Origin of the sequence: Chitinilyticum aquatile DSM 21506, from assembly GCF_000430805.1 — a bacterium.
GTDB lineage: Bacteria > Pseudomonadota > Gammaproteobacteria > Burkholderiales > Chitinibacteraceae > Chitinilyticum > Chitinilyticum aquatile.
This window is the reverse complement of the sequence record NZ_KE387260.1, coordinates 86,669-98,587: the sequence shown is the minus strand read 5'-3', so window position 1 is coordinate 98,587 and position 11,919 is coordinate 86,669. Positions and strand designations below refer to the sequence as shown.

The 11,919-nt window shown below is 61.3% G+C and carries 10 protein-coding genes; 6 read left to right on the top strand and 4 right to left on the bottom strand.

From position 1 onward, the window contains the following. Positions 1 to 370 precede the first annotated feature (370 nt). The 4 genes from H559_RS0115970 to phoB all read right to left on the bottom strand — a co-directional run bounded on the left by H559_RS0115970 (position 371) and on the right by phoB (position 4,744). A complete protein-coding gene (locus H559_RS0115970) occupies positions 371 to 1,192 on the bottom strand; it encodes a hypothetical protein (RefSeq protein WP_028453499.1) in 822 nt (273 codons plus the stop codon). A gap of 225 nt (positions 1,193 to 1,417) precedes the next feature. Further along, on the bottom strand, positions 1,418 to 2,500 hold the full coding sequence (gene tal, locus H559_RS0115965; protein WP_028453498.1) for a transaldolase: 1,083 nt from the start codon (positions 2,498 to 2,500) through the stop codon (positions 1,418 to 1,420). A gap of 207 nt (positions 2,501 to 2,707) precedes the next feature. Continuing rightward, entirely contained in the window at positions 2,708 to 3,994 is a 1,287-nt protein-coding gene (gene phoR, locus H559_RS0115960) for a phosphate regulon sensor histidine kinase PhoR (protein ID WP_051279640.1), read from the bottom strand. A gap of 63 nt (positions 3,995 to 4,057) precedes the next feature. Further along, positions 4,058 to 4,744, bottom strand: a complete 687-nt coding sequence (gene phoB / locus H559_RS0115955; protein ID WP_028453496.1) for a phosphate regulon transcriptional regulator PhoB — start codon at positions 4,742 to 4,744, stop codon at positions 4,058 to 4,060. Between the two features lie 177 nt (positions 4,745 to 4,921). Between phoB and H559_RS0115950 the strand changes: the two genes are divergently transcribed. The 6 genes from H559_RS0115950 (at position 4,922) to H559_RS0115925 (ending at position 11,858) form a co-directional block, all read left to right on the top strand. Further along, positions 4,922 to 5,296, top strand: coding sequence for a gamma-butyrobetaine hydroxylase family protein (locus H559_RS0115950; RefSeq protein ID WP_028453495.1), 375 nt, complete (start codon positions 4,922 to 4,924; stop codon positions 5,294 to 5,296). Positions 5,297 to 5,360: 64 nt separating this feature from the next. Continuing rightward, complete coding sequence (ubiE, locus tag H559_RS0115945; protein WP_028453494.1) at positions 5,361 to 6,098, top strand: bifunctional demethylmenaquinone methyltransferase/2-methoxy-6-polyprenyl-1,4-benzoquinol methylase UbiE; 738 nt, start codon at positions 5,361 to 5,363, stop codon at positions 6,096 to 6,098. Then, complete coding sequence (locus H559_RS0115940; RefSeq protein ID WP_034641809.1) at positions 6,098 to 6,679, top strand: ubiquinone biosynthesis accessory factor UbiJ; 582 nt, start codon at positions 6,098 to 6,100, stop codon at positions 6,677 to 6,679. Before ubiE ends, H559_RS0115940 begins: the two co-directional genes overlap by 1 nt. Then, the gene (gene ubiB / locus H559_RS0115935; RefSeq protein ID WP_028453492.1) at positions 6,679 to 8,208 is read left to right on the top strand and encodes a ubiquinone biosynthesis regulatory protein kinase UbiB; all 1,530 of its coding nucleotides are present in this window, start codon (positions 6,679 to 6,681) and stop codon (positions 8,206 to 8,208) included. The genes H559_RS0115940 and ubiB overlap by 1 nt, the downstream gene beginning before the upstream one ends. A gap of 340 nt (positions 8,209 to 8,548) precedes the next feature. Then, positions 8,549 to 11,314: a phosphoenolpyruvate carboxylase gene (gene ppc / locus H559_RS0115930; RefSeq protein ID WP_028453491.1), complete on the top strand. Its 2,766-nt coding sequence runs from the start codon at positions 8,549 to 8,551 to the stop codon at positions 11,312 to 11,314. Then, complete coding sequence (locus H559_RS0115925; RefSeq protein ID WP_155845465.1) at positions 11,307 to 11,858, top strand: hypothetical protein; 552 nt, start codon at positions 11,307 to 11,309, stop codon at positions 11,856 to 11,858. Before ppc ends, H559_RS0115925 begins: the two co-directional genes overlap by 8 nt. Positions 11,859 to 11,919: the final 61 nt, after the last annotated feature.

Here is an 11,919-nt window from a genome sequence, read left to right as displayed (position 1 = left end):
GAACGGATGACATACCGGGATGAATAATCCCGCTGACGGGCAGGTCGCAAGACCTGCCCGTTTTTTCATGCCCGGCTGATTTGCAGGTTTGGCTGGGCGCGCGCCGCGAGTGCGCTGACTGTACTGCATGTCATTACCTGTTTAGTGGGTATGATCTTTTTCCGCGTATGGCGTAGCGCTGTAATGCGCAATCGTCACTGGCATGGCGCCGTTCGGGATCACGCGGGCCAAAGCCCGGCAGGATGTGTTCGTCGTGAGGTGGCAATCAGTTACCGCGAAATTTCGTTCGCATGCGACTGCCTGCTGCGTGCCACATGCCACATGCACCAGCGTCCGGCGTGAAAGGGGCTTCCTCGCTGCGTGGATTTGCCTATGCCTCTTTTCCAAGAAAGCAATAACGGTTGTCGCGACAAGCCAGATGCGCCATCGTCGTGCACATCAGCGCGGGGGCCAGCAAGTTGAGTACCGGAATCAAGGCCAGAACCAGCAGAAGCAGCCCGATCAGCAACATGGGGCGCCAGCGCCAGCGCACCGCCAGCAGGGCTGCGCGGGTTTCGGGCAGCGCCCGGATCACGGCGCCATACAGCAGCAGCAAATTCAGCATGGCCATGATGGTGAGCAGAACAAACCAGGACGCCACAGGCAGCAGAAAACAGAACAGCAGGATCAGTAAAATCCAGCCAAGCTGTTTGGCCAGGTGCTTGCCGTTGAATGCCATGCAGTCGGGCAGGCTGGCAAAGGGGGCGGGATAGCGCAGCAGTACCTGACGCAGCGCGCGCGGCAGCATGGTGACCGGCAAGGCCAGCAGTACCAGGCACAGGGTGCCGAAGGCAAACAGCAGCACGTAGAAGATTGCTGATGCCGCGCCGATCAGGATTAACAGCCATGCCAGCTGCAAGAATGCGAACCCGTTGATCGAGCTACCCATATTGCCGCCAGCCCAGGTGACGCCGCCACCAAGCACCGCGCAGAGCCCCATGATTCCGCTCAGCCCGGCAATCTCCACCGGGGCGCTGTAATAGATCCAGATCATGATCGCGGTGGCGATGAAGATCAGCAGGATCGAGGGCAGCAACAGGCGCGGGCGGATGGCGTCGCGTGCACCAAGTCCGAGGCAGACGCCCGCTTCACGGCTGGCGAGTACCCAGCGGCGGATAAATGGGCGCTGGAACAGTTTCCTCAGCATTTCCATGACGAATCCTTCTCGATGATTGGCGTGCTTTGACTGGTCGCTGCGACAAGCCGTGTTGCGAGAGTGCATTGGTGGGTATTTCTCGCTAGGCTTTGTTTTGCAAAGGCTGTGAGAGTATACCCATTAGTTTCGCCCGGTTTCAGCTTCGGGGTAACTGGTGTTGCGTAAAGTTGGGCAACAAAAAACCCGCAGCAGGCTGCGGGTTTTTCTTGGGCTGGACCGGAATTACTTGGTCAGTTCCATCAGCTTGGCGAAGGCTTCGTCGAATTGCTTCAGGCCTTCCTGTTGCAGTTGTTCGCCGGCCAGGTTGTAGTTGATACCCAGCTTGCGAACAGTAGCCAGAACGGCAACGGCGTCGTCGATGTTGGTGTCCAGCGTGTTGGCAGCAACACCATGGTCACGGAACAGGTCCAGCGTTGCATCCGGAACGGTGTTCACGGTTTCCGGGCCGATCAGGTCAGCCACGTACATCACGTCGCTGTAAGCCTTGTTCTTGGTGCCGGTGGACGCCCACAGCAGGCGTTGCGGATGAGCGCCCAGAGCCTTCAGTGCTTCGAAGCGGGTGCCGTGGAACAGCTTCTTGTAGTGCTGGTAGGCGACCTTGACGAAGGACTTGGCAACCTTGCCACGCAGGGTCAGTGCTTCTTCGCTGCCGATGGCTTCCAGCTTCGGGTCGATCAGGCTGTCCACGCGAGACAGGAATACAGAAGCGACCGCGCGAACGCCGTCAACCGGCAGACCGGCAGCAGCACGGGCTTCCAGGCCGCGGATGTAGGCGGTCAGAACGTCATCAACGTGTTTCAGGTTGAACATCAGGGTGATGTTCACGTTGATGCCGGAAGCGATCAGTTCTTCAAAGGCGATGCAACCAGCGGCAGTTGCCGGAACCTTGATCATGGCGTTCGGGCGGTTGATCGCGGCCCACAGACGCTTGGCGTTGTCGATGGTGCCTTGCGCGTCGTTGGCGAGCGTCGGGGAAACTTCCAGGCTCACATAGCCGTCCTGGCCCTTGCTGTCCTTGTACATGGCCATGGTCAGGTCGCAGGCGGCTTGTACGTCCGGTACTACCAGAGCTTCGTAGCGCTGTTCGGCGGTCAGGCTGGCGTCTTTCTTCAGCTCGTTCAGCGGCTCGATGTAGAGCGGATCGCTGGAGATGGACTTGTAGAAGATGGCCGGGTTGGAGGTCACGCCAGCGATGGCATCTTCGGCAAACAGCTTCTGCAGGGTGCCGGCCTGGATCAGGCCGCGGGACAGGTTATCCAGCCAGATGGTCTGGCCGAAAGGACGGATGGCAGCAATTCTACTCATGGAAGTCGGACCTTGTGACAGTTGAATGGATGGGGTGATACGGCCTGCCCCGTTTGATCAGTGTTCGGGCGAATTATGCGGCGAAAGCGGCCGCAAGCCTTTGCGATGGCGCAAAAACTGTGCCGCCAGCCGCGCTTGCCTATTGTAGATGCAATAATCTGTCGCATTGCAAATAATATGCAATCCGCTTACGGGTGATTTTGCAGCTTAATCCAGTGTGCGCTGGGCCGGAAATTTCACGGCGAATTCGCTGCCTTCACCGAGTTTCGACTGGATGACCATCTGCGCCTGATGGCGCTGCAGGATGTGCTTGACGATGGCAAGCCCCAGCCCCGTGCCGCCGGTGTTGCGCGAGCGGCCGCGGTCAACGCGGTAGAAGCGTTCGGTCAGGCGCGGGATGTGCTCGGGCGCAAGGCCGATGCCGGTGTCGCGCACGAAGAAATGCCCTTGTTCGCCGCGCAGCTCCCAGCCCAGCGTGATGCTGCCGCCCGCCGGGGTGTAGCGGATGGCGTTGGAGACCAGATTGCCGAATGCGGAGTGCAGCTCGTCATGGTTGCCGATCAGCTTGGCGCGCGCAATCGCGCCGATACTCACGGTATGCCGCCCTTGTGACAGCCCCTCGGCCTCGGTGAGCAGCTGCTGCAGCAGTTGCGGCACGTCGACTTCCTCTTCGCGCAGTTGCTGGCCGCTCTCCAGTCGCGACAGTGTCAGCAGGTCTTCCACCAGGCGCTGCATGCGCTGGGTCTGGTCATGCATCAGTTGCAGATGCTGGTTGCGCGTGCCGGCATCCAGATCGGGCATGTCCTGCATGGTTTCGATGAAGCCACCGACAACCGTGAGTGGCGTGCGCAGTTCGTGCGACACATTGGCAACGAAATCGCGGTGAACGGTCTGCACGCGGTCGAGCGAAGTGATGTCGCGGCTAAGGAGCAGCTTGCGTGTCGAATCGAAGGGCACCAGCTGCACCGAGAGAACCTGCTCCTGCGGGCGCGTCACCCGCAGCATCAGCGGGTGGCTGAAATCCTGGTTTTTCAGATAGTCACGCAGCGGCGGGTGCCGCACGAGGTGGGTGACCTGCTGGCCCACGTCGGCCAGCTGGTTCAGGCCCAGATGGTGGCTGGCGGCCGGGTTGCACCATTCGATGCGGTCGTATTCATCCAGAATGATCACGCCGTCGGGCAGCGCCTCGCCCGCACTCATGAAGCGGTCTACCGTGGCAGACAGGCGCTCCTTGGCTTTTTTCTGATGGCGGACCTGATCGTAGAGGCGGTCGAAGACATCCTGCCAGAGCAGCAGGCTGCCGGGCACATTGTCCACGCGCGGGTGCTGCAGCCAGTAGTGCAGCCGGCCCAGATTGTAGAGATGGAACCACAGGCTGATCAGGGTAACCGCCAGCGCAAAGCCCAGGCCCCATTCGACGCCGGCAACCGCGCCGGTGAAGAGTGCCACCAGTGTGACGAAAAGGTAATAAATGACTGAACGCAGCCAGACCATGAAATGTACGCCTTGAGGCCCGATGCGAGGGGCCGGTGATAAGCGCCGAGGATACCGGTGCTGCTAGTTGGCCGACAAGCGATATCCGGAGCCGCGCACGGTCTGGATCAGGCCGTCATGGCCGGTGCCTTCGAGCGAGGAGCGCAGGCGGCGGATGTGGACGTCGACGGTGCGCTCTTCCACGAACACATGGTCGCCCCAGACCTGATCGAGCAGGTGGGCGCGGCTGTGCACGCGTTCGGCATGCGTCATGAAAAAGTGCAGCAGGCGGAATTCGGTCGGTCCCAGATCCAGCGGTTCGCCATTGCCGGTAACGCGATGGGTAACCGGGTCGAGGCGCAGGCCCTTGATTTCGACCGGGTCGTCGGTAGCCTGCGGCGCGCGGCGGCGCAGCACGGCCTTGATGCGCGCCTGCAGTTCGCGCGGCGAGAAGGGCTTGGTGATGTAGTCATCTGCACCGGTGTCGAGGCCGACGATCTTGTCCTGTTCGTCCGAGCGGGCGGTGAGCATGATCAGCGGAATCGATTTGGTACGGTCATCGCCGCGCAGCTGGCGGGCGAAATCGATGCCGGACATGCCAGGCAGCATCCAGTCGAGCAGGATCAGGTCGGGCAGGGCGTTGCGCACGATATTCTTGGCATTTTCTGCCGTATCGGCGCGCATGACATGGTGCCCGGCCTGGGTCAGATTGAATGCAATCAGTTCCTGGATGGCCGGTTCGTCTTCAACCAGCAGGATGTTGGCGGGCATGGTGGGGCAACCTCGGGTGGGGTTATACAGCGATGTTGCGAGAATAATGCCGCAATGTGAAGTTAATATGACAAGTCGCTGACAGGCTGTCGTGCAACGCGGACTGCAACAGTGGCGGTATTGCAGGGTATGATTACGCATTCCCCGATTTTCCGCTGTCAAAACAGCATTGCGACCATGGCCGGACTGACTCCCGACACCCCTATCCCGGAAGAAATCACCCTTGAAGCACAGTCACGCCAGCTGGTGCTGGCGTATGCAGACGGCACCCGTTATGCCTTGCCCTGCGAGTTCCTGCGCGTCTACAGCCCGTCGGCCGAGGTGCGCGGGCATGGCGTGGGCCCCGGTGTGCTGCAGACCGGCAAGCGTGACGTTGCAATCATCGATGTGTTGCCGGTGGGCAACTACGCGGTCAAGCTGGTGTTCGACGATGGTCACGATTCCGGCCTGTATTCCTGGGAGTATCTGCACGAGCTGGCAACAAAGCACGATGCCTACTGGCAGCTCTATCTCGAGCGCCTGGCCGCTGCCGGCGCTTCACGTGATGCCTGATGGGGTATTGCTCCAGGGCCAAATATTTTAAAAGCATTCAAGGGTATACCCTAAGGTTCAAATCATGAGCGACCAGCAAACCCATTTTGGCTTCAAAACCGTCAACGAGTCGGAAAAGGCGCACAAGGTCGCCGAAGTATTCCATTCCGTGGCGCAGAAATATGACGTGATGAATGACCTGATGTCCGCCGGGCTGCACCGGGCATGGAAATTCTTCACCATCGAAACCAGTGGTGCGAAAGCGGGTGACCGCGTGCTCGACATCGCCGGCGGTACGGGCGACCTGTCAAAGGCGTTTGCCAGGAAGGTCGGCAAATCCGGCCAGGTCTGGCTCACCGATATCAACAGCTCCATGCTGGGCGTTGGTCGTGACCGCCTGCTGGATGCCGGTTTTGCCGTACCGGTGGCGCAATGCGACGCCGAAAAGCTGCCCTTCCCGGACAACTATTTCGATCTGGTTTCGGTCGCCTTCGGCCTGCGCAACATGACGCACAAGGATGTGGCGCTCAAGGAAATGCACCGCGTGCTCAAGCCCGGTGGGCGGCTGCTGGTGCTGGAATTCTCGAAGGTATGGGCGCCACTGAAGCCGGCCTACGATGTGTATTCGTTCAAGCTGCTGCCCTTCATGGGCAAGCTGGTCGCCAACGATGCGGATTCTTACCAGTACCTGGCCGAATCGATCCGCATGCACCCCGATCAGGAAACGCTGAAAACCATGATGCTCGACGCCGGCTTCGGCCGTGTCGACTACCACAACATGACCGGCGGCGTGGTTGCACTGCACAAGGGAACCAAATTCTGATGCTGCTCGCCACCGCGCTCAACCGTCTGCTGAAGCATGCTCCCGAGCGGCGCGCCGAGCTGGCGGGGCTGGCCGGCCGCACGGTGAAAATCACCGTGCCGCTGACGACTGCCGTGCTGGTGGTGACGGCCGATGGCCGGCTGGCGCACAGTCATGCCACGCCCGAGGCCAGCATTACCCTGCCGCTGGATTTCTTCTATACCCGCATGACCGACCCGCAGGCGGCGGCGCGTCAGGTACTGCTGGACGGCGACGCCGAGCTGGGTGCCGCTCTTGGCAATGTGCTGGGCAAGCTGCGCTGGGATGCGGCGGAAGACCTGTCGCAGCTGGTCGGCGACGTGGCTGCGCGCCGCATCGTCTGGCTTGCCGGCAAGATCGGCGGCATTCCGGGCGCGCTGGGCTCGCGGCTGCTGGTGGCCTGGGTCGAATATCTGCGTGATGAGGCGCCCATGCTGGCGAACAAGCCCGATGTCGAGCGGCATTATGCCGCGGTCGATGCGCTGCGCGACGACATGGCGCGGCTGGAAAAGCGCCTGCAGCGGCTGGAATCCACTGTCAAACAGCAGGAAGGCAATAACTGATGCGGGTGCTGCGTTTGCTGAAAATTGCCCGTGTCGTTGTGCGCTACGGGCTGGATGAATTCCTGCTTGGCCATGAACGCGTGCGCGGCCTGTCCCGGCTGGTGCGCGGCCTGTGCTTCTGGCGCGATCTGTCTGCCCCGCGCGGCGAGCGTCTGCGCTGTGCGCTGGAAGACCTCGGGCCGATTTTCGTCAAGTTCGGCCAGGTGCTCTCCACCCGCCGCGACCTGATGCCGCCGGACCTCGCCGACGAGCTGGCGAAGCTGCAGGATCGCGTGCCGGCCTTTTCCGGCGATGTCGCCGTCGCCGTTATCGAGGCCGAGCTGAAGCGTCCGCTGGACGAGCTGTATGCCGAGTTTGACCGTACGCCGGTGGCCTCGGCGTCGATCGCGCAGGTGCACGCGGCGCGTTTGCCGGACGGGCGCAAGGTGGCGGTGAAGGTGCTGCGCCCGGGCATTCTGCCGGTGATCGAATCCGATCTGGCGCTGATGCGCGTGATGGCCGGGCTGGTGGAAAAACTCTTTGTCGACGGCAAGCGACTCAGGCCGCGCGAGGTCGTGGCGGAATTCGACCGCTATCTGCACGACGAGCTCGACCTGATGGTCGAAGCAGGCAATGCCTCGCAACTGCATCGCAATTTTGTCGGCTCCGAGCAGCTGATCGTGCCGGCAGTGCATTACGACTGGACGTCGCGCCAGGTTCTGACGCTGGAATGGATGGATGGCATTCCGGTCGGGCGCATCGACGAGCTGCGCGCCGCCGGCATGGATCTGAAAAAGCTTAGCCGTTTCGGTGTCGAGATTTTCTTCACGCAGGTGTTCCGTCATGGCTTTTTCCATGCCGACATGCACCCGGGCAATATCCTAGTGGCGGCGGACAACCGCTATATCGCGCTGGATTTCGGCATCGTCGGTTCGCTGAACGATCACGACAAGCAGTATCTGGCGATCAATTTCCTCGCCTTTTTCGAGCGCGACTACAAGCGCGTGGCCACTGCCCACATCGAATGTGGCTGGGTGCCCAAAGACACGCGCGTCGAAGAACTCGAGGCCGCTGTCCGCACGGTGTGCGAACCGTTCTTCAACAAGCCGCTCGCGCAGATTTCCTTTGGCGTGGTGCTGTTGCGCCTGTTCGAGGTCTCGCGCCGCTTCAATGTCGAAATCCAGCCGCAGCTGGTGCTGCTGCAGAAGACCCTGCTCAATATCGAAGGACTGGGGCGCCAGCTTGATCCGGAGCTCGATCTGTGGGAAACCGCCTATCCCTTCCTGCGGCGCTGGATGAACGAGCAGATCGGCTGGCGCGGCCTCCTGGCCAATCTCAAGCACGAGGCGCCACAGTGGGCGACGCTGCTGCCGGGCCTGCCGCGCAAGCTGGGCGAGATGCTGAATCAGAACCCTTCCGAGCTGCTGCTGGCCGGCTACAGGGGCCTGATGTGGGAACAGAAAAAGCGCAATTACTGGCTGGCGCTGATCGCGTTGCTGCTGGGCGGTGGTGTGGCCATCCTCGGCTATCTGGTGAGTGTCATTACCTGAAGAGCCGGTCGGGGGCGTTAGTTTTCATTGCGTTACGTTTGCAAAACGGCACCAACCTGGTGCCGTTTTGCATGGGGCGCAGGAAGCATGTCGGCAGTGAAATTGCTTTCATGCTTGGGGTATGTGTCTGTGGGCATTTTATTTCTTTGTCTCCGAGGCAATACCCTGTTTATTCTTTGCTGATGGCAGAGTTGTGTGGTCTTTCCGTGCTGTGCGGGAAAGGCACTCTTGCCAAGTTTAAGGAAATGTAATAACGCCATTTAGCTGAGCAAGGGTAGCTTCTTCTGCTAAAATGTAAGCCATTTTTGTCTGACTTTGCCATTCACTTAACTGGACTGCCATGGCCGTACTCGAACCGATTGCCGAGAAAGACTTGCCGCTTACGCGCGACCTTGACCTGTTGGCTGAGCTGCTTTCTGACACCATCCGTGAGCAGGCGGGCGCCCTGACCTCCGACCAGATCGAATCCATCCGCGACATGGCCGTGCGCTATGTGCGCGAGCACGATGCGGCTGCAGGCCAGGCCCTGTCGCGCACGCTGTCGTCGCTGGAACTGTCGAGCACCATTTCGCTGGTTCGCGCGTTCAGCTATTTCTCGCACCTCTCCAATATTGCCGAGGATCTGCACCACAACCGCCGCCGACGCGCGCACAAGATGATGGGCTCGGCACCGCAGCGCGGCAGCCTGGCGGCAGCGATCAATGACCTGACCTCGCGCAACATCAAGGCGTCCGAAATCCTGGCGCTGCTGAACGAGACGCTGATCGCGCCGGTGATGACCGCGCACCCGACCGAGGTGAAGCGCAAGACCATCCTCGACAGCCACCGCGCGCTGGCCGAGCTGCTGACCGAGCGTGACCGCGTGCAGATGACGCCGGACGAGCTGAAAGCCAATCAGGATGCGCTCGAGCGCGTGATGCAGACGCTGTGGCAGACCCGCGAAATCCGTACCTTCAAGCTGAAGGTGCAGGATGAAATCGAAAACGGCTCGACCTATTTCCGCAATACCTTCCTGCACGAAATTCCGCGCCTCTACATCGATCTGGAAGACAAGCTGTCCGAGCTGTCCGGCCAGCCGGTCGAACTGCCCAATTTCATGCACGTCGGCAGCTGGATCGGTGGCGATCGCGACGGCAATCCGTTTGTGACCGCTGAAGTACTGAAGTACGCCGTATCGCGCCAGGCCGGCGTGGTGCTGGATTACTACTTCCAGCAATGCCAGAAGCTGGAGAACGAACTGTCGATGTCCGCGCGTCTGGTACAGGTTGACCAGTCGCTGCAGCAGCTGGCCGAGCAGGCGACCGACGACGTGGCCCGCAAGGGTGGTGGCGAGCCTTACCGCCTTGCCGTTTCCGCCATCCGCGCCCGCGTGTTCGCGACCGCCGCCAAGATCGGCACCTTCCACCACACCCTGCATGACGTGGCGCATGCCGCGCCGTACGAGCTGCCGCAGGAGCTGGCCGCTGATCTGGCCATCATCGCCAATTCGCTGAAGGCCCACGGCGCCGCCAAGATTGCCGCCGGCCGTCTGCGCCGCCTGCAGCGCGCGGTGAGCGTGTTCGGTTTCCACATGGCACCCGTCGACATGCGGCAGTATTCCGGCATGCACGAGAAGATGATCGCCGAGCTGTTCGATCGCGCCGGTCTGGAAGACTACCTGTCGCTCGACGAGCGTTCGCGCCGCGTAGTGCTGCTGCGCGAGCTGGCCAGCCCGCGCCCGCTGATCTGTCCGTACGACGTCGAATACAGTGAGGATGTGCAGAAGGAACTGAACATCCTCAAGGCTGCCGCCGAAATCCAGGCGCAGTACGGCGAGGAAGTGCTGCCGAACTACATCATTTCCAACTGCGATTCGGTGTCCGACATTCTGGAAGTCGCCGTGCTGCTGAACGACGTCGGCCTCGTGTCGCTGGCGCCGCAGGTGCGCAGCAAGGTCAACATCATTCCGCTGTTCGAGACCATCCCCGATCTGCGCGGCAGCGATGTCATCATGACCGAGCTGTTCGCCATTCCGCAGTGGCGCCAGCTGCTGGCCTGCCGCGATGGCGTGCAGGAAGTCATGCTGGGCTATTCCGATTCCAACAAGGACGGCGGTTACCTGACTTCCAACTGGGAGCTCTACAAGGCCGAGCTGAAGCTGGTTGACGTGTTCAACAAGGCCGGCTTCAAGATGCGCCTGTTCCATGGTCGCGGTGGTACCGTTGGCCGTGGTGGCGGCCCGGCTTATGACGCGATCCTGGCGCAGCCGGCCGGTTCCGTGAACGGCCAGATCCGCATCACCGAGCAGGGCGAAGTGATTGCCGCGAAGTATGCCGACCGTGAAGTGGGCCGCCGCAACCTGGAAATCCTCGTTGCCGCCACGCTGGAAAGCAGCTTCCCGCCGCCGTGTCCGCCGGATTTCGATCCGCTGCCGCGCCGCGAACTGATGGAAAAACTGTCGCTGCGCGCCTACCAGTCCTACCGCGATCTGGTGTACGCAACGCCCGATTTCGTCACTTATTTCCGTGAATCGACACCGATCGGTGAAATCCCGAACCTGAACATCGGCTCGCGCCCGTCGGCTCGCAAGGCCACCAACAGCATCGCCGATCTGCGTGCGATTCCGTGGGTGTTCTCGTGGTCGCAGTGCCGCCTGATGCTGCCGGGCTGGTACGGTTTTGGTACCGCCATTTCCGAGTACCTGAAGGAAAATGGCGAGGAAGGCCTCAAGACGCTGCGTCACCACTACAAGACCTGGCCCTTCTTTACCAGCTCGATTTCCAATATGGAAATGGTGCTGGCCAAGTCCGACATCGCGATTGCCGCACGCTACTCCGAGCTGGTGAACGACCAGCAGCTCGCGCAGCGCATCTTCAGCCGCATCAAGGATGAATGGCAGCGCGCGGTTGACGCCGTACTGGCGATCACCGAGCACACCGAGCTGCTGGGCGACAACCCGATGCTGGCCCGCAGCCTGGCCAACCGTCTGCCTTACCTCGATCCGCTGAATCACCTGCAGGTCGAATTGCTCAAGCGCATGCGCTCGGGCGATGAAAGCGAAGATGTGGCTCACGCCGTTCACCTCACCATCAACGGTATCGCGGCAGGTTTGCGCAATAGTGGTTAAGCACTGCAAGGCACGGCCGGCCATTCCGACAGGAATGGCCGGCCTCTTTACCCGCAAAGGTCAGCGTGCTCGCGTGCGCTGGCCTTTGTCGCTCTGCGCCTTGCTCCTGGCGGTATCCGCGCAGGCCAAAATTCCCAGCCATTTCAGCGACCAGATGGAAGCGCAGCTCTCGTGCCGCGGTGAATGGTCGACGGACTACTGGCGCAGCTATTTCCGCCAGTATCTGGGCCAGCCCCTGCGTGTCTGGGGCGAGGCAGAATGGTACGACGCCGAGAAAACCCAGCTGGCGGGCAACCAGACACTGGAGGTCTGGGTCGAGCTGCCCGAATCCGGTGTACGCATGGTCGGCGCGCTGGTGAAGGGCAAGGTCGACGACGTGCGCAAGAATATCGAGCAGCGCCTGGGTTACACCTTTGTCGAGCTGCCCGGCCCCTATCCGCGCTACCTGTCGAAAACGGGCAGCGTACTGGTGCCGGTGACGGGAACAAGCGAAGAGCAGGTGAAGTGGTACTGCGCGCGCTGGCATCTGGGTAACCGCCCCTGAGCGTGCGGCGGCGGCACTCCAACTCATAACACGCAGGCTGCCCGTGCGGCCTGACTGGCAT